This is a genomic window from Eikenella corrodens (assembly GCF_003990355.1).
GTDB classification, from domain to species: domain Bacteria; phylum Pseudomonadota; class Gammaproteobacteria; order Burkholderiales; family Neisseriaceae; genus Eikenella; species Eikenella corrodens_B.
Genome location: NZ_CP034670.1, coordinates 1,030,168 through 1,053,275, shown reverse-complemented (window position 1 = coordinate 1,053,275; position 23,108 = coordinate 1,030,168). Strand labels below are relative to the sequence as shown.

Genomic DNA, 23,108 nt, shown 5'->3' with positions numbered 1-23,108 from the left:
GTTTTCAGGTAGCCTTATAGTGGATTAAATTTAAATCAGGACAAGGCGGCGAGCCGCAGACAGTACAGATAGTACGGCAAGGCGAGGCAACGCTGTACTGGTTTAAATTTAATTCACTATAAAAATGGCTTCAGCCTTTCAGGCAGCCTCCCAGAAGGCTACCTGAAAACTTCAAGCCCATCCAAACCGAAACCTCCTGCCGCCCCATTCGGAACGGCAGGAGGTTTGATCTTTCATTCCGCCTTAACGCTGCTGATTTTGCAGTAAGGCGGCACGTTCTTTGAATGCCTCGTTTTCCTGCGGGGTCAGTATCCACATTTCCAATATATTGCCCGCTCCGTCGCGGCGCAGAGCCACGATGCGGCCGGTGTAGTTTTGCAGCTGGCCGTGGGTAATGAAGCGGTTGTTCTCGTCTTTAATGCGCACGCCCTGCACCATATTCACAGTTTTCGCGCCATCGTCCAGCCAGCCCAAAGTCAGGGTACGCAGCCAGGAAAAGCCGTCTGTAGTGAGCGTAACCTGTGGGAAAGAAGCGGATTTCAGCACGGCCACTTCCATGCTGTCGATGGGGAAGCGGTATGCCCAAGCGGTGCTGCTCAAGGCCAGCAGCAAAGCCAGCAAATATTTTTTCATGTTTCGTCTGCCTGTGTAGTTAATCGGGTTAAAACGCTGCCATTATAATATTCTGGCAGGCAATCGGCTACTTGCACGCCGCCGGGATGCCGCGCCAAACACGCGACAGCGTGGTGCCGTTGGCATACAGTTTGATCACCGAACTTTTCACGCCGCGTTGGCGCACATCTATCAGCACGCCATCTTTGTTGGTAAAGGGATTGTGTAGCGCCACAGTATAGGCCGAATTGGTGTAGCTGCGGACTTGGATAAAGTTATCCGGCAGGCGCAAACGGGTTTGCAGCTGTTTTTGCAGGCACTGCGCCGCTTCGCCCGGCGCTTTTTCGCTCTGCACCTCCACTTCCGGCCTGCCGCGCGTGGGCTGGCTGCGGAAGCCGTAGGCTCTGATTGAGCTGCCGATTTTCACATCATCGCCGTAATTGATATGCGATTGCTGTCGGCGGATACCCGCCGCTTCCGGCGACACGCAGCCGGCCAGCACCAAAAGCAGCAGCAGCCACAACAAATTGGAATATTTCAACTTTCCTCTCCTACCTAAATGGCGGATTAACAACAATCGGGGCAAGGCAGCAAGGCGGGCCAACGCAGTACCGGTTTTCGTTAATTCGCTGTACAGCCGGCCAAATCTTTTATCTCCGGCCAATTTGAAAAAATGAGGAATGCCCGTGAAGCATCCGTAAAGCCGAGCATGATAGCAGCCAATCAAGCAATTTCGAAACCATTTAACCCGGCTTTACGCCAATATGCTGTTCGCGCTGTTATTTTTACAATTTCCAGGCCGCCTGCAAGCCCTGAGAGGCTACCTGAAAACGCCAACCCCGCCGCCGCCCGGCACTTGACAGCCCCCGCCGCGCCGCTTACACTCCCTCCCCATGAATACGCAAAACTTCTCTTTCGCCCCGTTTTATTGGTACCGCCCAGCCGAGCGGTATCTTTTGCTGTGCGCCTGATTTGCGCCACACCAGCCGAAAGAAAAACTACCGCCCGGAACGCCCGAGCGGTTTTTTATTTGCCCCGGCAAGGCCGCTCACCCACGGAACCCCTCCCATGAACCGCCAAACCGAACAGGAACATAAAATGTCTGCCCTAGCCCGCCAACTCCGCCAGCTTCCTCCCGCCCGCCCCCGCACCGAGCTGCAACGCTGGTATTTGGCCGTGGACGGCAACCAGCACCGTGCCGACTTGCAGGCCGATACGCCGCAGCAGCAAGATTTCATGCTGTGCGAAGCCCTGCTGCCGCAAATCCGTTCCCTGGCCTGCCTGATTGCTGCCGAGCGGCACAATTTCGAGCAGCACAGCCCGGAAGTGTTCACAGAAGAAGCCGATTGGTTTGCCGCCCGTATTTTGGTATTGGGTGTGCGCGTGTTTCATTTAGACATTACGCTGATTCCGATGCTGCAAACCGCCAACCGCCGCGCCGCCGAATACGCCCGCAAGCACAACCTGCCCTTCACCCCCGCACAAATGCGCATGAGCCTGCACGCCTCACGCCCCAACGGCGGGCTGATTTTGGAAAACGCCTGCTTTGCCGATGCGGATTTGGGTATAATCGGCAATTCGCTGCAACTGAGCCACAGCCTGCCCAATCTGATTACCGGTTGAACGCAGGCTGGCGGCAACGGGCGCACAAAACACACCTTCTGATAAAAAGGCTACCTGAAACGAAATTTGCCCAAGCAAACCGAGTTTCCGCAAAGTATAGTGGATCAACAAAAATCAGGACAAGGCGGCGAGCCGCAGACAGTACACACGTTACGGCAAGGCAACGCTGTACTGGTTTTTGTTAATTCACTATAAACAACCAAGCCGCCACCCAACCCAAACCGCCATGCTCGTTTTCAACCCCGAATACATCGACCAACCGCCCGAACGCCTGCCGCGTTTGGGCGTTCTATTGCTGCTGCTATGGATTACCCTGCCGCTGGCTTTTGCCCTGCCCGTTGGTGTCATTATCGTATTCGGCGTGCTGTGGCTGATCCAGCTCGGGCTCACGCTCATCGGCAGCCGCGGCCTGCCTGCTTGGGCCACCGCCATCGGCGGCCTGGCTGTGTTTGGCTTCGTGTTTTCGCAGTTGGGCACCTTTCTCGGCAGCGAAGGCGGCAGCGCACTGCTTCTGCTGCTGGTGCTGCTCAAAACCTATGAAAGCCGCGTGTTGCGCGATTGGCATATGCTGCTCACCGCCATGGTGTTCCTGATGGGCGCCACCGTGCTGCTCAACCAAGGCATGTTCATCGGCCTGTGGCTGTTGGCCGGCCTGTTCGGCACCGCTACCTGCATCGCCCTCCTCAATATGCCGCTGCGCCTGGCCGCACGCCACGCCGCTACCGCCCTGCTGCTCACCCTGCCGCTGGCCGCCGTATTATTTATCGCCGTGCCGCGCATGAGCGAGCCTTTATGGCGTATCCCGCAGCCGCCCAAACCCGGCCAAGCCCAAACCGGCCTTTCCGACACCATGCAGCCGGGCAGCATCAGTAATTTGGTGCAGAGCAACGAGCTGGCTTTCAACGCCACTTTCGACGGGGGCTACACCCCCAACCAATCCGACCTTTATTGGCGCGCCATCACCATGAGCCAGTTTGACGGCGAGCAATGGCGTGCCGATGATGACGAACTGCCCACCCGCGCCGACACTGCCTACACGCAAACCATTGTCTCCTACAGCATCATTATGCGCGACGAGCAAGGCCGCATTCCTGCGCTGGACTACCCCATCATCAACTTCAACGCCGACAACGCCCGAAGCAAAATGCGTTTTGCCGAAGGCCACACCATCCGCGTGCGCAGCCATGACGGCCTGCGCCGTTTCGTGCTTCGCGCCGCCATCGGCAACAGGCTACCTGAAAAACTTTCCCCCTCGCGCCAGCGCCAGCTGAGCCGCCTGCCCGGCTACAGCAACCAGCGCACCCGCGCGCTCGCCCGCCAGCTGCGCAGCCAATCCGCCAACACCGCCGATTTCGTCAACCGCACCCTGGCCTACTACCGCAACCAATCCTTCGCCTACACCCTCAACCCCCCGCTAGACCGCAGCCCCGACCGCATCGACAACTTCGTGTTCGACAACCGCCGCGGATTTTGCGAACACTACGCCGAAAGCTTTGTGGTCATCATGCGTGCCGCGGGCGTGCCCGCCCGCGTGGTTACCGGCTATCAGGGCGGCGAATACAACCCCGACGGCGGCTTCTGGCAGGTGTGCGGCAAAGATGCCCACGCCTGGGCCGAAGTGTGGCTGCCCGAAGAAGAAGCCTGGCTGCGTGTCGATCCCACCGCCGCCGTGAGCAGCAACCGCATCGAACAAGGCCTTTCCTCCGCGCTGGAGGGCGGCGAGCAAGAGCTGGTGGCCGGCAGCGGCAATTGGCAGTGGTGGAACAAACTCAGCGCCGAAGGCCAGTTTTACTGGCAGCAATGGGTGGTGAACTACGACAGCAGCTCGCAACAAAGCCTGTTCCGCAGCTTAGGCTTGGGCGGCTTCAACCTATTGAGCCTGCTCATATTCCTGCTGGTTGGCGGCACTTTGGCCCTAATTCCGTTGTGGCTGTGGTGGCGGCGCAGCAGCCGGCGTTATGCCAACCTGCTGGAAGAAGGCTTCGCCCGCATCAAAGAACGCCTGCCCGACGTGGAAGGCATCGACCCCGCCGCCCTCGGCCCCGCCGAAACCGCCAACATCCTGCGTGAGCAGGAATACCTCAGCCCCGAGCTGGAAAGCCTGCTGGCACAATACGAGCGCTGGAACTACGCCGATGACGGCCTGCCCCCGAAAGCCGCACAAAAACGCTGGTATCGCCAATGTTGCCGCGCCGTGCGCCAGGTTAAGCGGTAACACCCCCGCCTTTACCTGCCCAAGCACGGATTAACGTTTAATTTCCCGTTTATCTGTTATCTTTCAGGTAGCCTTGATCAGAGCAAACTTACGCCTGATTAAGGCTACCTGAAAATTCATTTGCAACACCCCAAAGGACAACCCATGAAACGTTTCCTCCCCCTGATGGCCGCCCTCGGCCTGGCCGCCTGCGCAGGCAGCCAAACCCCTGCTGCCGCCTCCGAACCGGCCGATGCCTCCATGCCCGCCGTCGGCATGGGCAACCCTGCCAGCGTGTACTGCGTGCAGCAGGGCGGCAAATCTGAAATCCGCAAAAACCAAGACGGCAGCGAATACGGCGTGTGCATCCTGCCCGACGGCAAAGAAGTGGAAGAGTGGGCATACTACCGCGCCAACAACAGCGGCAACGGCAAATAAGCTCCGCCCGGCCATACAGGCAGGCTACCTGAAATCCGGTTTTCAGGTAGCCTGTTTGCCTTTTCCTGTCGCCAAGAATAGCGTTGATAATGCTAAAATACCGCCCTTGGCAACATCATGCCGTACCGCGCATCCGTGCGCCCGAACAACCCCATCAAAGCATTCCACATGGCCTATCAAGTTCTCGCCCGCAAGTGGCGTCCCAAAACCTTTGCCGATTTAGTCGGGCAGGAACACGTTGTCAAAGCCCTGCAAAACGCCCTGGGCAAAGGCCGCCTGCACCACGCCTACCTGCTCACCGGCACCCGCGGCGTGGGCAAAACCACCATCGCCCGCATCCTCGCCAAAAGCCTCAACTGCGAAACCCCGCACGAAGGTGAGCCCTGCGGCCAATGCCAATCCTGCCGCGACATCGACGCCGGGCGGTTTGTGGATTTGCTGGAAATCGACGCCGCCTCCAATACCGGCATCGACAACATCCGCGAAGTGCTGGAAAACGCCCAATACGCGCCCACCGTCGGCAAATACAAAGTCTATATCATCGACGAAGTGCACATGCTCTCCAAATCCGCGTTCAACGCCATGCTCAAAACGCTGGAAGAGCCGCCCGAGCACGTCAAATTCATCCTCGCCACCACCGACCCACACAAAGTCCCCATAACCGTGCTCAGCCGCTGCCTGCAATTCGTGCTGCGCAACATGACCGCCCAGCAGGTATCGCAGCACCTCGCGCACGTTCTGGACAGCGAACAAATCCCCTACGAAGCCCCCGCCCTTGCCCTGCTCGGCCGAGCCGCCGCCGGCTCCATGCGCGACGCACTCAGCCTGCTCGACCAAGCCATCGCCATGGGCTCCGGCAACGTAACCGAAGCCGACGTGCGCCAAATGATCGGCGCCGTTGATCAACGCTACCTTTATTCCCTGCTGCAAGCCGCCGCCAACCAAGACGGCGCCGCCCTGCTCGCCACCGCACAGGAAATGGCCGGCCGCGCCATCGGCTTCGACAGCGCCTTGAGCGAGCTCGCCCTCTTACTGCAAAAGCTTGCCCTGCTCAAAACCATCCCCGCCGCCGTGCCCGCAGACGACCCCGAACGCGACACCCTGCAACAGCTCGCCGCCCAACTGGGCGACGAACAAATCCAGCTGTATTACCAATGCGTTATCCACGGCAAACAAGACCTGCCGCTCGCGCCCGACGAATACGCCGGCTTCGTGATGACCCTATTGCGCCTGCTCGCCTTCACCCCCCTGGCCGCAGCCGAACTGCCCGAAGGCAGCCGAATCAGCGGCAGCGAACTGCACGATCCCGCCCCAAAGCCCCGTCCGGCTGCCACACCGCAGCCGGATAAGGCCCGCATTCCAGCCGAAAACCATGCAGCAGAAGCCCCGCCCGCCCAAGCCGAACCCAGGCTACCTGAAGGCGAACATAACGAGCTTCTGCGCAGCAAAAGCGGGCAACACGAGTTTCCGCACAGCCAAAATGAACACGGCAGCTTTTCAGGTAGCCCAGACGACAACGGCAGGCTTTCGCCAAACGAACCCCTGCCGCAAGAAGCCGTCCCCGCTGCCCGCCATACCGAAAGGCTACCTGAAAATATTTCAGGCAGTCCAAACAGCCAGCATCGGCTTTCGCCCAACCCAAACGAATCCGGCAACTCCTCGCCCGGTTCGTCCGAACCCGGCCGCCCCCATCCTAGCGAGCCGCAACCTGCCGCGTCGGAAGCCATCCCCGCCGCCTTCGAAAGCAGCCCGCCGTGGGACGATGCCCCGCTGCCCGCCGGTTTTGAAAGCGGCCTGCCCGACAGCCCCCCAAGCCCAGGGTTAGCTGAAACCGGGCCCGGCCAAAACCCCGCAAACGAGTTTCCGCATAGCCGAAACCAAAATGACAGCCTGCCCCAGCACAAACATGATGCCACATCCCGAAACGAATCCGAATTAGGCAGCGAAAAGCTACCTGAAACCGAACAAAGCGGATTTTTACACAGCCAAAACGGGCAAACCGAAGCCCAATCAGCCGCTGCCGAAACCCCGGAAAGCACTGACACTGCAGCCCTGCCCCTGCCCGATGCCGACACCTGGCCGCACATCGTCGCCGCCATCGCCCCCAAAATCGGTGCCGCCCAAATGAGCGCCCAGCACACCGCCTGCCTCGGCTACGACCCGCAGCAACACCTGCTCACCCTTGCCGTGGCCGAAGCCGGGCAAGTCAGCATCAGCCGCGAACACATCCAGCGCATCGAGCAGCACCTGGCTGCCGCCTACAGCCATCCCATCAGCATCCGCACCACCGATTGGCCGGCCGGCGGCACAACCGCCGAAACCCCCGCCATGCGCCAACAACGCCTGCACCAGGCCGCCCGCGACCAAGCGCAAAGCCTGCTGGAGCAAGACCCCGCCGCGCAAGACATCCTCAATCTATTCGGCGCCCGCTGGCTACCCGAAAGCCTTGTATTGCAGGAAAACGGCCAAACCTAAGGCCGCTCCCGCACTGTTTATTCCCACCCACTCTTTAAATTAGGAGCACACTCATGTTCAACAAAGCCGGCCTCGGCAACCTGATGCAACAGGCACAAAAAATGCAGGAAAAAATGAAACAGGCACAGGCCGAACTGGCCAATATCACCGTGGAAGGCGAAGCCGGCGGCGGCATGGTGAAAATCACCCTCAGCTGCCACCACGCCGTCCAACGCGTGCATATCGACGACAGCCTCGCCGCCGATGCCGCTTCCGACAAAGAAATGCTGGAAGACCTGATTGCCGCCGCCTTCAACGATGCCGCGCGCAAAGTGGAAGCCGCCGCCCAGCAGCATATGTCGCAATTCACCCAAGGCCTCGGCCTGCCCCCCGGCATGGACAACTTCTTCAAGTAATCCGCACATAAACACCGGCTGCCAGAACCCGTCAGGCAGCCGGTTTGTTTGGCCATTGCAGTGAATTAAATTGCAGTGGATGAAAATATAGCGGATTAACAAAAATCAGGACAAGGCGAGCCAACGCTGCACCGGTTTTTGTTGATTCACTATAAATATGCCGCTGCTCGCCCGCCACACGCATGCACTAAAGTTCGTCTGGTTTGCCATATCGCCTTAAGGCTACCTGAAAATTAGAAAACAGCTTTCAGGTAGCCTCCCGACCACCTGCCTCATGCTAAAATCCGCCATTATTTTTTATCCAAACCCCGAGGCCACATCATGAATACCCGCCCCGAAATCCTTGCCGCCGCCTTTGATTTGGACGGCACCTTAGTCGATTCCCTTGCCGACCTCGCCGCCGCCGCCAACGAAGCCCGCCGCAGCGAAAACCTGCCCCTGCTCGACGAAAAACTGATGATGTCCTACGTAGGCGACGGCGTGGGCAAACTCGTGCACCGCGCCCTCACTGCCGATCCGGAAGGCCAAGCCCCCGACGAAGTGTGGCAGCGCGCCTTCGCCGTGTTTGCCCAACATTATTCCGAACACCTCGACCGCCACACCTACATCTACCCCGAAGTGAAAACCGGCCTCCAGCTCCTGAAAACCCTCGGCATCCCGCTGGCCGTGGTAACCAACAAACGCGAAGCCTGGGCCGCCGAACTGCTGCGCCGCCTCGGCCTGGCCGACCTGTTCAGCCTCGTGGTGGGCGGCGACACTCTGCCCCAGCGCAAGCCCGATGCCGCGCCCCTGCTGCACGCCGCCGAAGTATTGGGCGTGAAGCCGGAAAACATGGCGATGGTGGGCGATTCGCGCAACGACATCCTCGCCGCCAAAGCCGCCGGCTGCTTTGCCATCGGCGTGCGCTACGGCTATGCCGATATGGACCAATTGGCCGAAAATCCCGCCACCCGCCCCGATTGGATTGTCAGCACCCTGCCCGAAATCTACGACCGTCTGCGCCCCGATGACCGCCGTTAAATCCCTGCGCAGCCGCGCCCTAGATTTATTGTCGCGGCGGGAAATGTCGCAGGCCGAACTGCGGCGCAAACTCGCGCCCTATGCCGAAGATCCCGCCGAAATCGACGCTTTGCTGCAAGAGTTTGCCGAGCGCAACTGGCAATCCGACCGGCGCTACGCCGAAAGCTACGTGTACAGCAAAAGCAGCCGCTACGGCCGCCTGCGCCTCGCCCAAGGCCTGCAACAGCAAAAGCTGGACAACGAACTCATCGAAGCCGCCCTGCCCGACCGCGACAGCGAACGCGCCACCGCCTGCGCCGTGCTGCGCAAAAAGTTCAAACAGCCCCCCGCCGATTTCGCCGCACAGCAACGCGCCGCCCGCTTCCTCGCCTACCGCGGCTTCGACAGCGACACCATCCGCCACGCGCTGGATAAGGCCTGGCAGGATGAAGAAGAGTGGGACGAATAAACAGAAAGGCTACCTGAAAACACCCGTTCGGTATTTTCAGGTAGCCTTTTGCAATACAGAACCCTACTGGACAGGCTACCTGAAAAATATAGTGGATTAACAAAACCAGTACAGCGTTGACTCGCCCTGCCGTAACGTGTGTACTGTCTGCGGCTCGCCGCCTTGTCCTGATTTTTGTTAATCCACTAAATATGGCCGCCTGCCGTTTACGCGCAAACCCGCCAATATTTTCAGGTAGCCTTTTTCTAAACTCGCCATACCCGTTACCGCCTATCCCGTTCTCATCCCTTTTGCCCTCATCGCCTCATGCAACTGGCTCTTCCTGCGCAAAGGTTATTCGCTCACCCCCTTGGTCGGCCCCATCCTGCTCTTCCTCGGCAGCATAAAGTGGGCAGAGCCGTGGTATTACTGGCTGCTCCTCCTGCTCGACCCCGGCAGCATCACCACCCTGCTCGACCTGCCCGCCATACTCAAACTCATATGGGACGGCAGCTTCGTCAACCGCACCGCCACCTACCGTAGCCCGCAACACACCTTACGGCTCTACCGCAACGGCAGCTTCGAGCTGGAATACGAGCCCAGTAAAGCCGAATTGGCCGCCTGCACAGGGGAAATCGACTGCGGCTGCAGCGGCGATTGGCGGCGCGAAGCGGATAAACTGTACCTCTTCCACGGCGGCGCGTCCCTTAGCCTGCTTCGCCATCGCCCGAGCAAACGAGCGGGAATACCTGCTGGCCGATCACCCCGATCCGCCCTTCCGTCTGCACGGCGTGCACCTCTTCCGCCGCTGACCCGTAACCACCATTGCCATCTAAACCATCTATCCGCCGCCCCGCTGGGGCTACCTGAAAACCATCGGCAGAAAATGGCAGAATCTTTGCCACACCTGCCGCAAGCCCCCTGATTTACGCTACAATGCAACCGTCTGTTCCAATCCCCCACCACCTCAACACCGAGCAAGCAGAAAGGATGCAGGATCATGAAGTTTAACGAACTCTTCCACCACAACGACTTTATCGGCCGCCACCTCAGCCTGTCCGACCGCGCCGCCCTTTTGGCCGCGTTGGGCGAAAAAGACATGGACAGCTTTGTGGGGCACACCGTGCCGCAAAGCGTGCGTATGCCCGGCCAGCTGCAGCTGCCCGAAGCATTAAGCGAAGCCGATGCCTTGGCCAAACTCAAGGGCATCGCCGCCAAAAACCGTATCAATAAAAGCTATATCGGCCTGGGCTACTACCCCACCCGCCTGCCGAACGTGATTCTGCGCAATGTGCTGGGAAATCCGGGCTGGTACACCGCCTATACGCCCTATCAGGCCGAAGTGTCGCAAGGCCGTTTGGAAGCCTTGCTGAACTTCCAACAGGTGTGCATCGACCTCACCGGCTTCGAACTGGCCGGCGCCTCCCTGCTCGACGAAGCCACTGCCGCCGCCGAAGCCATGACCATGGCGCGCCGCGTGGGCAAATCCAAATCCAACCAATTCTTTGTGGACGAGCGCGTTTACCCGCAAACGCTGGACGTGATCAAAACCCGTGCCAAATATTTCGATTTCGAGCTGGTGGTGGGCAATTTCGACACCGCCCGCAACGGCGAATACTTCGGCGCGCTGTTCCAATATGTGGGCAAAGACGGCGACGTAGCCGATTTGGGCGACGTGATTGCCGCTGTAAAAGCCAAAGGTGCAGTGGTGGCCGTGGCTGCCGACATCATGAGCCTGGTGCTGCTAAAAGCACCCGCCGAGTTGGGCGCCGACATTGCCTTGGGCAGCACCCAGCGCTTCGGCGTCCCGATGGGCTTCGGCGGCCCGCACGCTGCTTACTTTGCGTTTAAAGACAAAGATAAACGCTCCGCTCCCGGCCGCATCATCGGCGTATCGGTGGATGCCTCCGGCAAGCAGGCGCTGCGTATGGCGCTGCAAACCCGCGAGCAGCATATCCGCCGCGAAAAAGCCAACTCCAATATTTGTACTTCACAAGTGCTGCTGGCCAACTTGGCCGGTATGTACGCGGTGTATCACGGTCCCGAAGGCGTAAACCGCATCGCCCGCCGCATCCACGCGCTGGCTGTTGCTTTTGCCGATGCGGTACAGGCTGCCGGCGGCAAAGTGGTGCATTCGGTATTCTTCGATACTGTGGCCGTGGATTTCGGCAGCAAGGCGCAAGCCGACGGCGTGTACCAAAAAGCGCTGGATGCCGGCTTCAACCTGCTGCGCATTGGCGAGAACGTATTAGCCGCCGCCTTCAGCGAAACCTCCAGCGCCGAAGAGTTTGCCCAACTGGTCGAATTGTTCACCGGCAAGGCGGCCGCCCTGCCCGAGAACGCGCCCGCCGGCAGGCTACCTGAAAACCTGCAGCGCAAAGGTGCGATCTTGCAACACCCCGTGTTCAACAGCTACCACACCGAACACGAAATGCTGCGCTACCTGAAAAAACTGGAAGAGCGCGACTTGGCTATGAACCGCAGCATGATTTCGCTCGGTTCCTGCACCATGAAGCTGAATGCCACCGCCGAGATGATTCCGATTACCTGGCCGGAATTCACCAATGTGCACCCGTTTGCCCCGCGCGAACAAGTACAAGGCTGCCTGGAAATGATCCACGGCCTGCAAGAGCAGCTCAAGGCCGTTACCGGCTTCGACGCCATCTCTATCCAGCCCAACTCCGGCGCGCAAGGCGAATACACCGGCATGCTGACCATCCGCCGCTACCACGAAGCGCAAGGCCACCCCGAGCGCAACGTGTGCCTGATTCCGCGCTCCGCCCACGGCACCAACCCCGCCACCGCCCACATGGCCGGTATGCAGATTGTGATTGTGGATACCGACGAGCACGGCAACGTGGATATTGCCGACCTGAAAACCAAGGCCGAACAGTATAAAGATACGCTGGGCGCGCTGATGATTACCTACCCGTCCACCCACGGCGTGTATGAAGAAGGCATCCGCGACATCTGCCGCATCATCCACGAAAACGGCGGCCAGGTGTATATGGACGGCGCCAATATGAACGCCCAGGTCGGCATCATGCAGCCGGCCGAAGTGGGCGCCGACGTGTTGCACATGAATCTGCACAAAACCTTCTGTGTCCCGCACGGCGGCGGCGGCCCGGGCATGGGCCCCATCGGCTTGAAAGCCCACCTTGCCCCGTTTGCCCCAAGCCACGTTGTTGCACCGGTGGAAGGCGCTACTGTAGGCATGGGTGCCGTATCTGCCGCGCCCTACGGCTCCGCCAGCATCCTGCCGATTACCTGGATGTACATCAGCATGATGGGGGCAGACGGTTTGCGCCAGGCCACCGAAACCGCCCTGCTCAACGCCAACTACGTTGCCAAGCAGCTCTCCGCCGATTATCCGGTGCTCTATACCGGCAAAAACGGCCGCGTGGCGCATGAATGCATCATCGACCTGCGCCCGCTCAAGGCCGAAAGCGGCATCACCGAAGTGGACATCGCCAAACGCCTGATGGACTACGGCTTCCACGCCCCGACCATGTCCTTCCCCGTGGCCGGTACGCTGATGATCGAGCCCACCGAAAGCGAAAGCAAGGCCGAGCTCGACCGCTTCATCGCCGCGATGAAGCAAATCAAGCAGGAGGCGCTGAAAGTACAGCATGGCGAATGGCCGAAAGACGACAACCCGCTGGTCAACGCACCGCATACCGCCGCCGATGTAACCGGCGAGTGGAAGCGTGCCTACAGCCGCGAAGAAGCCGTCTACCCCCTGCCCTATGTGCGCGAAAACAAATTCTGGCCGAGCGTAAACCGTATCGACGACGTATACGGCGACCGCCACTTGGTTTGCTCCTGCCCCAGCATCGAGCACTATGAAGGCTAAAAAACATCGGCATTAACCCTGCCATCAAGGCAAAGGCTACCTGAAATTCCATTTTCAGGTAGCCTTTTATAGTGGATTAACAAAAATCAGGACAAGGCGGCGAACCGCAGACAGTACAGCTAGCACGGCAAGGCGAGCCAACGCCGTACTGGTTTTTGTTAATTCACTATAAATCGATTGGCCGCCAGCCCAACGCACACCAAAGGCTACCTGAAATTTTTCAGGTAGCCTTTCAACTCCGTATTGCCGTTCAGACAGCCGTCTTCATTCCGCCTTTTCTTCCCGCAAACATTCTGCCGGGCCTTCTTCCCCGCTGCCCGCGCAGACTTCCCGGGCGGGCACGGCGGAAGCTGCTGCCGCCTCTTTCGAGAGGTCGGCCAAGGCGCGGGCATATTCGGGCGATTGGCGCATCAGCACGCGGGCGGCTTCTTTCAGGTTGTTGATGTCTTCGTGCGGCAGGTAAAAGCTGGTGGAAATATTGAGCACGTTTTTGCGCAGGGGGGAATCGGGCAAATCGCGCAGGCTGAGGCTCACGAAATGCATGCCGATCGGGTGGCCCTTGCGGCTGCCGGCCTGGCTGTTCCATTGGTCGGCCACGGCGCGGATGCGGCGTAGCGACTCCTGCGAATTTTGGTCGATGGGCACGTTGATGATGGCGCCCAGCACATCGTAGAGGCCGGGCACTTTGGCGCTTTGGTCGATGGTGCTGTCGGGCTGGTTTTGCGCGTTCACGCTGATTACGATGATTTTGCGCACATTTTGGTTGGCAAACTGGCGGTACAGGGTATGGCTGGGGTAGATTTCAGCGGCTTCCAGCAGGCCGTGCAAACCGAGGTTGTCGGTGAGTCCGCCGTCGAGCAGGTGGATGTAGGGGCGGCTTTTGCTGTTTTGATATAGCGCCAACTCTTGGCCGAACTCGCGGCGGGTTCGGGTTTGCTGCTGCTCGTCGCTGCCGTGTTCCAGCGCGTTTTGCAGGCGCGGCGGCAGGGTGTAGCCGCAGTTGCCGCCATTGTTGTTGATCGTAATCGGGCTGAACACCACGGGCACGGCGCTGGAGGCGGCCACGGCGCGCGCCAGGCGCAAATCGGAAAGGTCGAGGCACATCATGTCGAAAAATTCTTGCGTGAAATCAAAGCGCCGCCCTATCGACATATCGGTGGCCGACACCACGGCAAACGGCCCTTTGCGCCGCCTGGCCAAATCGCCGAAGGTGGCGTGGCCGAACAGGCTGGCTTCAAACTGCTCCTGCAACAAATCGCCGCGCCCGAATTCGGGCGAGGTCAGGCGCGGCAGGTTGGCCAGCGAAAACACCTGCCGACTCACCAGTTTTTGGAAATTCTGCTTCAAGAATTGCCGTTCGAATGCGGGGATGGTGTCGCGCCCGTGGAGCGAATAATAAGTGGCCAACACCGAGCCGCCGGACACGCCGTACACCAAGTCCACGCTATCGAGCAGCGGTTTTTCCCGCCCTTCGATGTACACCGGCTGTTTGGCCAGCTCTTCGAGCACGCCGTAGCCCAAAGCCGCCGCGCGCGTACCGCCGCCGGAAAACAGCAGCACCACGAATACATCGTCGTTCTGCTGCGCGATGCTCTGCTCCAGCCGGTAGCCCTGCGCGGTATCTACTTTCGAAATGATGGCCACCGGCCGATAGTTCACCAGCGAGCAGGCCGAAAGCAGCGCCAGCAAGGCAGCGGCCGGGCTGCGTTTGAATATTGCGTGGGGTGTTTTAATCCGCATCAGTCTGTTTTCCGTTTATTTGTTGTGCCGCAACGTGACGAGGCTACCTGAAATTTCAGGTAGCCTTGATTTGGAGCGGTATTATACTCATCCCGCCCCGTAATGACACGCTCCCCGCAGCAAGGTAAGATATACGCCTGCCGCCGAGCATACCCGATAGCGGCTTCACCCTGTTTCCGCTACGGCCACGGCCCGCCTTGCCGTATTGTGATTCGGCCCGCCGCCCTGTATCGAAAGTGAATTGAATCCCCATATGACCATCCCCGCCAATATGCTGGCCGCGGTAGACCTCGGCTCCAACAGTTTCCGCCTGCAAATCTGCACCAACCACAACGGGCAGCTGCAAATCGTTGATTCCATCAAAGACATGGTGCGCTTTGCCGCCGGACTGGACGAACACAAACAGCTTAGCCAGGCCGCCCAAGAGCGCGCACTGGCCTGCCTGGCCAAATTCCACGAGCGCCTGCGCGGCTTCCCGCCCGAACAGGTGCGCGCCGTGGCCACCAACACCTTCCGCGTGGCCAAAAACATCGCCCCCTTCATGCCGCTCGCTGAAGCCGCCTTGGGCTTCCCCATCGAAATCATCGCCGGGCGCGAAGAAGCCCGCCTCATCTACACCGGCGTCATCCACACCCTGCCGCCCGGCAGTGGGCAGATGCTGGTGGTCGATATCGGCGGCGGCTCCACCGAATTCGTAATCGGCAGCCGCCTGCAGCCCGACATCACCGAAAGCCTCAACCTCGGCTGCGTGAGCTACAGCCTGCGCTTCTTCCCCAAAGGCAAAGTATCCGCCGAATCCTTCAAGCTCGCCGTCAACACCGCCCGCAGCGAAATCCAGCGCATCGCCAAGCTGTTAAAAAACACCGGCTGGCAGCTGGCCGTAGGCACTTCCGGCACCGCCCGCACCCTGCGCGACCTCATCGCCGCCGCCAATCCCGAAGACAACCGCATCACTCCCGCCGCCCTGCAAAAAATCGCCGCCCGCCTGATTGAAGCCGGCAGTGCCAAAAAAGCCAAATTCGACGGCATGAAGGCCGACCGCATCGAAGTATTCGCCGGCGGGCTGGCCGTGATGAGCGCCGTCTTCGCCGAGCTCGATATCGACAGCATGACCGTAACCGATGCCGCCCTGCGCGACGGCGTGTTCTACGACCTCATCGGCCGCCAGCTCAACGAAGACATGCGCGAGCAAACCATCGCCCATTTCCAACAGCGCTACCACGTCAGCCAAAACCAAGCCGAACGCGTGGCCACCCTCGCCGCCCAGTTCTTCGAGATGCTCGCCGAACGCGAATCCGAAAAAGAGCGCCACTATTGGCAACAATACCTGCGCTGGGCCGCCCTGATGCACGAAATCGGCACCGACATTGCCTACACCGCCTACCACAAGCACTCCGCCTACATCCTCGGGCAGGCCGACATGCCCGGATTTTCCCGCCAAGAGCAGCAAATCCTTGCCACCTTGGTGCTCGGCCAGCGCGGCGACTTGAAAAAAATGGCCGAACTGCCCATCAGCCCCGCCATGTGGCTCGCCGTGGCCGCCCTGCGCCTGGCCGTACTGTTCTGCCGCGCCCGCCAACCCATCACCCTGCCCGCAGGCACCCGCCTGAACTACGAAAACAAAAACTACACCCTCGCCATCAGCCGCCAATGGCCGGAAGACAATCCCCTCACCGCCGGCGCGCTGGCCGACGACGCCGCCCAATGGCGCAAAATCGGCATCCGCTTCGGGCTGCTGCTGCAATAGCGCCGGCATGGTGCAAACTTTTCAGGCAGCCCTCCGCCGCCACACCAAACAGGGGCTACCTGAAAAACTACGGCCACAACGATAATAGAACACCAATCGAAAGCCCGTTTGATTTGCTATAAAATACCGCCATTCCCATCCAGCCAAAGAAATCCAGACATGAACCCCCTCATCCGCCCAGCCCTCCCCCTCCTGATTGCCGCCGCGCTTGCCGCCTGCGGCAAGGAAGAAACCAAACCCGCCGCCCTAAGCTGCCAAGCACCCGAAGCCATCGGGCAGCTTACCGACCAAATCCAGGCCGCCGTGTCGCCCGCCCAAGAAAGCGGCCTGCCCTACTTCGAATCCGGCGCATCCGAAGTGCAGGCCGCCTTCGGGCAGCTCGGTTTCGAAATCACCGACATCCGCACCACCAGGGCCGCCTCCGAAGGCAGTAAAACGCTCTCCTGCGAAGCCACCCTGCGCCTCGCCCCCAAGCCCGAAGCCCAAACCCGCATCAAACAAAGCATCGAGAGCTATCTTGAAATCAACGAAACCGACGGTATCGACTACAACGGCCTGATGAGCGCGGGCGATATGCTCAAGCCCGACGGCAAAGGCGGCTTCATCGCCCCCGTCAGCTACACCGTCAGCCAAACCGATAAGGGCGACAAACTCGTCGTGAACGTGGCCAGCAAAGAAATCGCCGCCGGCCTGCTCTATCCCGCCGCCTTCTACCTTGCCGCCCCCGATTTGGCCAAACAAGCAGCCGAAATCCGCCAGAAATCCGCGGCTGAGGAAACCCGCCAGCAAGAGTTGAACACACTCGACCAAAACCGCCTGCAAGCCCGCATCGAACTCTTACGTACCCAAAACAAACAGGCGCACGACGAACTCAATCAAGCCTGGCAAGCCCTACCCGCCGCCGCCCGCACCCAGCTCAAAGAAGCTCAAAACCAGTGGAGCCGCCTACGCGAGAGCCAATGCGCCTACCAAAGCAAGGCCGACTCCACCGAACCGCTGGAGCAGGAAGCCCTGCGCATCGAATGCGACACCCGCGAGGTGCAGCAGCGCATCCCCGCCCTCAAGCAAGAGGCCGAGAACCAGGCCGCCAACCAAATCGCCGAAGCCGGCAACCGCAGCCGCGCCGCCGTACAGGAATTGCAAAGCGTGTGGCAGAGCGTGTCTGACGACGTGAAAGACATCATCGGCCAAGACTTCCAAAGCTGGAAGCGCAGCGCCTCAGCCAAATGCACCGCCGCCGCGCAGCAGGCAGGCGGCGGCACTGCCGGGCAGCTGGCCGAACAAGAATGCATTGCCGCCGAAGCCCGTGCCAAAGCCAAAGAATTGCGCGGCTACGTTTCCCAATAACCTGTTCCCATAAAGGCTGCCTGAAAACCCAATCCCCTTCAGAAACTTCGTTTTAGCTCGCAGAAACTCAGCTTCGGCCACGCCGAAACTTCGTTTTAGCTCCGCAGAGACTTTGCTTTTTTTGGAAACTTCGTTTTAGCTCCGCAGAAACTCAGCTTCGGCTCCGCCGAAACTTCGTTTTCAGGTAGCCTGAATAAATACTATGAACCTCACCGAAACCCAACTTTCTTCCGAGCCGATTTTCGACGGCAAATTCGTGACCATCGCCCGCGACACCGTACGGCTGCCCAACGGCAACCAAGGCTACCGCATCGTGATCCGCCACCCCGGCGCCGCCTGCGTGCTGGCCGTTACCGAGGCAGACGAAGTGGTGCTGGTTCGCCAATGGCGCTACGCCACCGGCCAGGCCCTGCTCGAGCTGCCCGCCGGCAAGCTCGACCCCGATGAAGACCCGGCCATATGCGCCGCGCGCGAACTGGAAGAAGAAACCCCCTACCGCGCCCAATCCGTGCGACTGCTGCACACCTTCTACACCGCCCCCGGCTTTTGCAACGAGAAAATGTACCTCTACCTCGCCGAAGGCATCACGCCCACCAGCACCCGCAAGCCCGACCAAGACGAATTTGTCGAAACCGTATTGCTCTCGCGCCAAGCCGTGCGCGAAGCCATTGCCAACAACCGAATCCAAGACGGCAAAACCCTGATCGGCCTGCAATATTGGCTGCTCAACAGCCCGTCCGCCGATTAAGGCTACCTGAAAAAAAGTAGGCGGGTCATACCGACCTACCCGCCCAACAACAAAGGCTACCTGAAAATGCGCCAATTCACCCTCAGCACACCCAACGGCACTCTGCTCGGCTTTCTCGTACTCATGGCCGACAACGACGACGAGCCCGTTTCCGGCAACGCCATGATTCAGGCGCACGCAGCAGCGTTGCCGCCGGGAGATACCTCGCCCGCCCGCGCGCTGGAAGCCCTGGCCGGCCAGCTGCTGGTTTGGCAGCCGCACGGCGAGGGCATTGCCCTGTATGATGCCGAAGGCGGCTTGGCGGCCGACATCCGCCAGCAATACCTGCGCCTCGGCGGCCACACCCTGCTGCTCACCGATTTGGAAGGAAACCTTTGATGGACAGCGTGTTTATCCTGATTCCCATCAGCATCGTGCTGGCCTTCGTAATCGGCTATTTCTTTTGGTGGTCCGGCCACAACGGCCAGTTTGACGATTTGGAAGGCCCCGCCCACCGCATTCTGATGGACGACGATTCCGTGCATCCCGACTCCCCACCCCCGCAGGACAAACCATGAACCCAGGCTTCAAATTCGCCGCCACCCGCCGCTTTGCCCCGCTGTTCGGCACCCAATTCCTCGGCGCGCTCAACGACAACTTATTCAAAATCGCGCTGGCCACCATGATCAGCTTTTATGGTTTGGGCAAAAACGGTTTCATCGAGCCGGCACAAATGATTAACGTGAGCGCGCTTCTGTTTGTGTTGCCCTTTTTCCTGTTTTCCGCCCTCTCCGGCCAGCTGTGCAATAAATTCGACCGCAGCCGCATGGCGGTGGCGGTAAAGGTGGCCGAAGTGCTGATTATGCTGCTGGCTACGGCGGGCTTCCTCAGCCAATCGCTGCTGCTGTTGCTGCTCTGCATTTTCCTGATGGGCCTACATTCCACCCTATTCGGCCCGCTGAAATACGCCGTGTTGCCCGATTATTTGGACGAACACGAGCTGATTGCGGGCAACAGCCTGGTGGAAGGCGGCACGTTTCTCGCCATCCTATTCGGCCAGATTTTGGGCACCATTCTGGCCGGTATCGGCGGCACCACGGTATCCGTTTTCCTGCTCATCATTGCTGCCGGCGGCCTCGCCTCCAGCCTCTTTATGCCGCGCGTGGCGCCGAAAACCTCGGAAGCAAAAATCGACTGGCACATTGTGCGCAACTCCAAAGCCATTCTGAAACAAGCCTTTGCCAACCGCGAAATCTACGCCGCCATCATCGGCATTTCCTGGTTTTGGTTTATCGGCGCGGTGTACACCACCCAGCTGCCCACCTTCACCAAACTGCACCTGGGCGGCAACGATAATGTGTTCAACCTGATGCTCACCCTGTTTTCCGTCGGCATCGGCGGCGGCTCGGTGCTGTGCGCCAAACTCAGCCACCGCCGGCTCAACCTCGGCTGGGTGGCCGTGGGCACGGTGGGCATGGCCGTATTCGGCCTGCTGCTCGTTGCCCTCGTGCACGGCACGCACTACCACGAATACAGCGGCATCGGCAGCTTCCTGTTGCGCGGCGACGCCTATGCCGTGATGCTCTGCATCGTGCTGCTCGGCTTCTGCGGCGGCTTTTTCTCCGTGCCGCTCTACACCTGGCTGCAAACCGCCAGCAGCGAAGAATTCCGCGCCCACGCCATCGCCGCCAATAACATCATCAACGGCCTCTTCATGGTGGCCGCCGCCCTGCTCTCCGCCATCCTTCTATGGCTGTTCGACAGCATCAACCTGCTTTATTTCATCGTGGCGGCGGGCAATATCGTGGTGTTGGTATACCTGCTGAAAATCGCCCCGCCAATCCGCGAAGGCTGGCAACGCTGGTTTGGCAAAGAAGAATAAGCCTCGGCCTGCAAACAACAAAAGGCTACCTGAAAAACAAAAAAGCATTTTCAGGTAGCCTTTGCCAGTCCTCCAAATAAACCGCGCCGCTTCGCATCCGCCCCGCCCTGGGCTATACTGCCGCCCTTTAATCGGCCACACCGAAACCCATGCTGAAAAAAACCCTCTATTCCCTACTTGCCCTTATCCTGCTGGCCGCCGCCCTGTTTGCCGGCCTGCTCTTCGCCCCCAAAGACACCCGCAGCCAACGCCTGCGGATAGAGCGCGGCAGCGGCATCGGCAGCGTAAGCCGCACCCTCGCCGCCAACGACGCCATCTACAGCCGCTGGGTATTCGTGGCCGCCGCCTACCTCACCGGCACCCACAAACAGCTCCTGCCCGGCAACTACCGCCTCCAACCCCGCGCTTCCTCCTGGCAAATCCTGCGCCACCTCAAAAACGGCCGCCCCGACACCGTCACCGTGCGCATCATCGAAGGCATGCGTTTTGCCCAAATGCGCCGCCTCATCAACCAAACCGCCGACATCCGCCACGACACCGCCGGCTGGAGCGACCGCCAACTCCTCGCCGCCGTCGCCTCCGATGCCGCCGTGCAGCACCCCGAAGGCCGCTTCTTCCCCGATAGCTACGAAATCGACTACGACAGCAGCGATTTGCAAATCTACCGCCTCGCCTACCGCAACATGCAAAACCGGCTGCAATCCGCCTGGAACGGCCGTGCCGGCGATTTGCCGTATAAAGACCCCTACGAGCTGCTCACCATGGCCAGCATCATCGAAAAAGAAACCGCCCACGAAGACGACCGCGCCAACGTGGCCGCCGTATTCGTCAACCGCCTCAGAAAAGGCATGCGCCTGCAAACCGACCCCACCGTGATTTACGGCATGGGCAGCGCCTACAACGGCCGCATCCGCCGCGCCGATCTCCAGCGCGACACCCCCTACAACACCTACACCCGCGACGGCCTGCCCCCCACCCCCATCGCCCTGCCCGGCGAAGCCGCTCTCCAAGCCGCCGCCCACCCCAGCAACGCCGACTATCTCTATTTCGTCTCCCGCATGGACGATACCGGCAAAAGCGAATTCAGCCACACCTTAGAAGAACACAACGCCAACGTCCGCCGCTATATTTTGAAAAGACCGTAACATGACCGCCCTACTCGACCTCCTCCCCCTCATCGCCTTTTTCATCGCCTCCAAGAAATTCGGCCTCTTAGCCGGCGCTGCCGCCGTATTGGCCGCCACCCTGGTTGTGTACTGCATCCACCTCGTGCGGCAAAAATGGCGGCTTACCAAACAGCAATGGGTGGTGCTCGTGCTCACCATCCTCTTCTGCGGTGCCACCATCCTCCTGCGCGACGACCTCTACCTGCGCTGGAAAACCCCCATCATCAACCTCAGCTTCGCCCTCGCCCTGGCCGTGAGCGCCCTTATCGGCAAACCCCTGATGCAGCCCGTGGCCAAAAATGTATTCCGCTTCGGCCCGCAAGGCTGGCAGCGCCTCACCTACGCCTGGGCCGCCTTCTTCCTCCTGCTCGCCGCCCTGCACTACTGGTTCGGCCTCTACCACTACGACACCTCCGAGCAGGCCAAAAACCTGTTTATCCACTTCAAAAGCTACGGCCAGTTCATCCTGATGGGCATCTTTCTCGCCGCCCAAGCCTTCGTATTGCGCAAACACCTCAATATCGAAAGCGACAGCGCGAGCGAGAATGAAGCGAGCGATCAGCCAAACCAGCAGCAGCACTAAACTGAAGGCTACCTGAAATCCATAAAATACTTTTCAGGTAGCCTCAAACTGAAAAAAAGGCTACCTGAAAACGCAAATTCAACGCAGTAAACGATGTTTTGCAAAGCAAGTTTGGGTTTCTGCAAAGCTGAAATATAAGCCTCAACGGAGTTAAAAATGACTGCTCATTTCATCACCCTCGACGGCATCGACGGCGCCGGCAAAACCACCCAGCTGGCCGTGATCCGCGAATGGTTTGCCACACAAGAGCGCCCCGTCTTGTTCACCCGCGAGCCCGGCGGTACGCCCTTGGGTGAAGCCTTGCGCCGCCTGCTGCTCAATCCGAAAACCCAAGCCGGGCTGCGTGCCGAAACCCTGCTCATGTTTGCCGCCCGCGCCCAGCACATCGAAAGCGTTATCCTGCCCGCGCTGGAGGGCGGCGTATCCGTGGTTTCCGACCGTTTCACCGATGCCACCTTCGCCTACCAGGGCGGCGGCCGCGGCTTGCCCGAGGCCGATATTGCCCGGCTCGAACAATGGGTGCAAGGCAGCCTGCGCCCCAGCCTCACCATCCTGCTCGACGTGCCGCTGGAAGTATCGCTCAGGCGCATCGAACGCAGCCGCAACAAAGACCGCTTCGAGCAGGAGGAAGCCGATTTCTTCACCCGCGTGCGCCAAAGCTACCTCGAACGTGCCGCCGCCGCGCCCGAACGCTACGCAGTAATCGACAGCAGCCGCAGCAAGGCCGTGGTGCGCCGCGACATCGAAGCCGCGCTGGAAAAACTGTTCGCCTGATGTTTTGAACGGCACGGCCAAAAGTGCGATAATTTGCGCCGTTTTCACTTGCCGGATAACTTTCAGGTAGCCTTATTACCCCATCCAAACCAACCACTTAGGAAA

At 59.9% G+C, this 23,108-nt stretch carries 21 protein-coding genes; 18 read left to right on the top strand and 3 right to left on the bottom strand.

Features of this window, described 5'->3' with window-relative positions; genetic code table 11:
• Positions 1–243 precede the first annotated feature (243 nt).
• Both ELB75_RS05290 and ELB75_RS05285 read right to left on the bottom strand, forming a co-directional pair.
• Entirely contained in the window at positions 244–633 is a 390-nt protein-coding gene (locus tag ELB75_RS05290) for a hypothetical protein (protein ID WP_126983026.1), read from the bottom strand.
• A 67-nt stretch (positions 634–700) separates the two neighbouring features.
• Positions 701–1,153 carry a hypothetical protein gene (locus ELB75_RS05285; RefSeq protein ID WP_241236112.1) on the bottom strand — a complete coding sequence of 151 codons (453 nt, stop codon included), beginning with the start codon at positions 1,151–1,153 and terminating at the stop codon, positions 701–703.
• Between the two features lie 527 nt (positions 1,154–1,680).
• Here ELB75_RS05285 and ELB75_RS05280 point away from each other — a divergent pair.
• The 9 genes from ELB75_RS05280 to gcvP all read left to right on the top strand — a co-directional run bounded on the left by ELB75_RS05280 (position 1,681) and on the right by gcvP (position 13,037).
• Complete coding sequence (locus tag ELB75_RS05280) at positions 1,681–2,235, top strand: hypothetical protein (RefSeq protein ID WP_126983025.1); 555 nt, start codon at positions 1,681–1,683, stop codon at positions 2,233–2,235.
• Positions 2,236–2,461: 226 nt separating this feature from the next.
• A complete protein-coding gene (locus ELB75_RS05275; RefSeq protein WP_126983024.1) occupies positions 2,462–4,450 on the top strand; it encodes a transglutaminase TgpA family protein in 1,989 nt (662 codons plus the stop codon).
• 144 nt (positions 4,451–4,594) lie between these two features.
• Positions 4,595–4,867: a putative hemolysin gene (locus tag ELB75_RS05270; protein ID WP_126983023.1), complete on the top strand. Its 273-nt coding sequence runs from the start codon at positions 4,595–4,597 to the stop codon at positions 4,865–4,867.
• Between the two features lie 168 nt (positions 4,868–5,035).
• On the top strand, positions 5,036–7,342 hold the full coding sequence (gene dnaX, locus ELB75_RS05265; protein ID WP_126984211.1) for a DNA polymerase III subunit gamma/tau: 2,307 nt from the start codon (positions 5,036–5,038) through the stop codon (positions 7,340–7,342).
• A 53-nt stretch (positions 7,343–7,395) separates the two neighbouring features.
• Positions 7,396–7,737: a YbaB/EbfC family nucleoid-associated protein gene (locus tag ELB75_RS05260; protein WP_126983022.1), complete on the top strand. Its 342-nt coding sequence runs from the start codon at positions 7,396–7,398 to the stop codon at positions 7,735–7,737.
• Positions 7,738–8,058: 321 nt separating this feature from the next.
• Complete coding sequence (locus ELB75_RS05255; RefSeq protein ID WP_126983021.1) at positions 8,059–8,757, top strand: phosphoglycolate phosphatase; 699 nt, start codon at positions 8,059–8,061, stop codon at positions 8,755–8,757.
• Positions 8,744–9,205 carry a recombination regulator RecX gene (gene recX / locus ELB75_RS05250; RefSeq protein WP_126983020.1) on the top strand — a complete coding sequence of 154 codons (462 nt, stop codon included), beginning with the start codon at positions 8,744–8,746 and terminating at the stop codon, positions 9,203–9,205. The genes ELB75_RS05255 and recX overlap by 14 nt, the downstream gene beginning before the upstream one ends.
• A gap of 349 nt (positions 9,206–9,554) precedes the next feature.
• Entirely contained in the window at positions 9,555–10,109 is a 555-nt protein-coding gene (locus ELB75_RS05245) for a hypothetical protein (RefSeq protein ID WP_126983019.1), read from the top strand.
• A gap of 75 nt (positions 10,110–10,184) precedes the next feature.
• Positions 10,185–13,037 carry an aminomethyl-transferring glycine dehydrogenase gene (gcvP, locus tag ELB75_RS05240; RefSeq protein ID WP_126983018.1) on the top strand — a complete coding sequence of 951 codons (2,853 nt, stop codon included), beginning with the start codon at positions 10,185–10,187 and terminating at the stop codon, positions 13,035–13,037.
• Between the two features lie 264 nt (positions 13,038–13,301).
• Here the strand turns inward: gcvP and ELB75_RS05235 are convergent, their stop codons facing one another.
• On the bottom strand, positions 13,302–14,777 hold the full coding sequence (locus tag ELB75_RS05235) for a patatin-like phospholipase family protein (RefSeq protein WP_241236111.1): 1,476 nt from the start codon (positions 14,775–14,777) through the stop codon (positions 13,302–13,304).
• 253 nt (positions 14,778–15,030) lie between these two features.
• Here ELB75_RS05235 and ppx point away from each other — a divergent pair, with 253 nt between their 5' ends.
• The 9 genes from ppx to tmk all read left to right on the top strand — a co-directional run bounded on the left by ppx (position 15,031) and on the right by tmk (position 23,003).
• Complete coding sequence (ppx, locus tag ELB75_RS05230) at positions 15,031–16,524, top strand: exopolyphosphatase (protein WP_126983017.1); 1,494 nt, start codon at positions 15,031–15,033, stop codon at positions 16,522–16,524.
• Positions 16,525–16,683: 159 nt separating this feature from the next.
• Positions 16,684–17,871, top strand: coding sequence for an AAA family ATPase (locus ELB75_RS05225; protein ID WP_126983016.1), 1,188 nt, complete (start codon positions 16,684–16,686; stop codon positions 17,869–17,871).
• A gap of 202 nt (positions 17,872–18,073) precedes the next feature.
• A complete protein-coding gene (locus ELB75_RS05220) occupies positions 18,074–18,619 on the top strand; it encodes an NUDIX hydrolase (RefSeq protein ID WP_126983015.1) in 546 nt (181 codons plus the stop codon).
• Between the two features lie 66 nt (positions 18,620–18,685).
• Positions 18,686–18,997 carry an HLGFF motif protein gene (locus ELB75_RS05215; RefSeq protein ID WP_126983014.1) on the top strand — a complete coding sequence of 104 codons (312 nt, stop codon included), beginning with the start codon at positions 18,686–18,688 and terminating at the stop codon, positions 18,995–18,997.
• Complete coding sequence (ccoS, locus tag ELB75_RS05210; protein WP_003822854.1) at positions 18,997–19,176, top strand: cbb3-type cytochrome oxidase assembly protein CcoS; 180 nt, start codon at positions 18,997–18,999, stop codon at positions 19,174–19,176. Before ELB75_RS05215 ends, ccoS begins: the two co-directional genes overlap by 1 nt.
• A complete protein-coding gene (locus tag ELB75_RS05205; RefSeq protein WP_126983012.1) occupies positions 19,173–20,480 on the top strand; it encodes an MFS transporter in 1,308 nt (435 codons plus the stop codon). Before ccoS ends, ELB75_RS05205 begins: the two co-directional genes overlap by 4 nt.
• Positions 20,481–20,629: 149 nt before the next feature.
• Positions 20,630–21,625, top strand: coding sequence for an endolytic transglycosylase MltG (mltG, locus tag ELB75_RS05200; protein WP_126983011.1), 996 nt, complete (start codon positions 20,630–20,632; stop codon positions 21,623–21,625).
• A 1-nt stretch (position 21,626) separates the two neighbouring features.
• Positions 21,627–22,229: an inner membrane-spanning protein YciB gene (locus tag ELB75_RS05195; protein ID WP_126983010.1), complete on the top strand. Its 603-nt coding sequence runs from the start codon at positions 21,627–21,629 to the stop codon at positions 22,227–22,229.
• A gap of 156 nt (positions 22,230–22,385) precedes the next feature.
• Complete coding sequence (gene tmk / locus ELB75_RS05190) at positions 22,386–23,003, top strand: dTMP kinase (RefSeq protein WP_126983009.1); 618 nt, start codon at positions 22,386–22,388, stop codon at positions 23,001–23,003.
• Positions 23,004–23,108 lie beyond the last annotated feature (105 nt).

Excerpts from the sequence above, each read along its gene's own strand:
- mltG (WP_126983011.1), top strand. The coding sequence starts at position 20,630 with ATGCTGAAAAAAACCCTCTATTCCCTACTTGCCCTTATCCTGCTGGCC.
- ELB75_RS05290 (WP_126983026.1), bottom strand. The coding sequence starts at position 633 with ATGAAAAAATATTTGCTGGCTTTGCTGCTGGCCTTGAGCAGCACCGCT.
- ELB75_RS05280 (WP_126983025.1), top strand. The coding sequence starts at position 1,681 with ATGAACCGCCAAACCGAACAGGAACATAAAATGTCTGCCCTAGCCCGC.
- tmk (WP_126983009.1), top strand. The coding sequence starts at position 22,386 with ATGACTGCTCATTTCATCACCCTCGACGGCATCGACGGCGCCGGCAAA.
- ppx (WP_126983017.1), top strand. The coding sequence starts at position 15,031 with ATGACCATCCCCGCCAATATGCTGGCCGCGGTAGACCTCGGCTCCAAC.
- ELB75_RS05225 (WP_126983016.1), top strand. The coding sequence starts at position 16,684 with ATGAACCCCCTCATCCGCCCAGCCCTCCCCCTCCTGATTGCCGCCGCG.
- ELB75_RS05195 (WP_126983010.1), top strand. The coding sequence starts at position 21,627 with ATGACCGCCCTACTCGACCTCCTCCCCCTCATCGCCTTTTTCATCGCC.
- ELB75_RS05275 (WP_126983024.1), top strand. The coding sequence starts at position 2,462 with ATGCTCGTTTTCAACCCCGAATACATCGACCAACCGCCCGAACGCCTG.
- ccoS (WP_003822854.1), top strand. The coding sequence starts at position 18,997 with ATGGACAGCGTGTTTATCCTGATTCCCATCAGCATCGTGCTGGCCTTC.
- ELB75_RS05260 (WP_126983022.1), top strand. The coding sequence starts at position 7,396 with ATGTTCAACAAAGCCGGCCTCGGCAACCTGATGCAACAGGCACAAAAA.
- ELB75_RS05205 (WP_126983012.1), top strand. The coding sequence starts at position 19,173 with ATGAACCCAGGCTTCAAATTCGCCGCCACCCGCCGCTTTGCCCCGCTG.
- recX (WP_126983020.1), top strand. The coding sequence starts at position 8,744 with ATGACCGCCGTTAAATCCCTGCGCAGCCGCGCCCTAGATTTATTGTCG.
- ELB75_RS05270 (WP_126983023.1), top strand. The coding sequence starts at position 4,595 with ATGAAACGTTTCCTCCCCCTGATGGCCGCCCTCGGCCTGGCCGCCTGC.
- ELB75_RS05220 (WP_126983015.1), top strand. The coding sequence starts at position 18,074 with ATGAACCTCACCGAAACCCAACTTTCTTCCGAGCCGATTTTCGACGGC.
- ELB75_RS05235 (WP_241236111.1), bottom strand. The coding sequence starts at position 14,777 with ATGCGGATTAAAACACCCCACGCAATATTCAAACGCAGCCCGGCCGCT.
- ELB75_RS05215 (WP_126983014.1), top strand. The coding sequence starts at position 18,686 with ATGCGCCAATTCACCCTCAGCACACCCAACGGCACTCTGCTCGGCTTT.
- ELB75_RS05255 (WP_126983021.1), top strand. The coding sequence starts at position 8,059 with ATGAATACCCGCCCCGAAATCCTTGCCGCCGCCTTTGATTTGGACGGC.
- gcvP (WP_126983018.1), top strand. The coding sequence starts at position 10,185 with ATGAAGTTTAACGAACTCTTCCACCACAACGACTTTATCGGCCGCCAC.
- dnaX (WP_126984211.1), top strand. The coding sequence starts at position 5,036 with ATGGCCTATCAAGTTCTCGCCCGCAAGTGGCGTCCCAAAACCTTTGCC.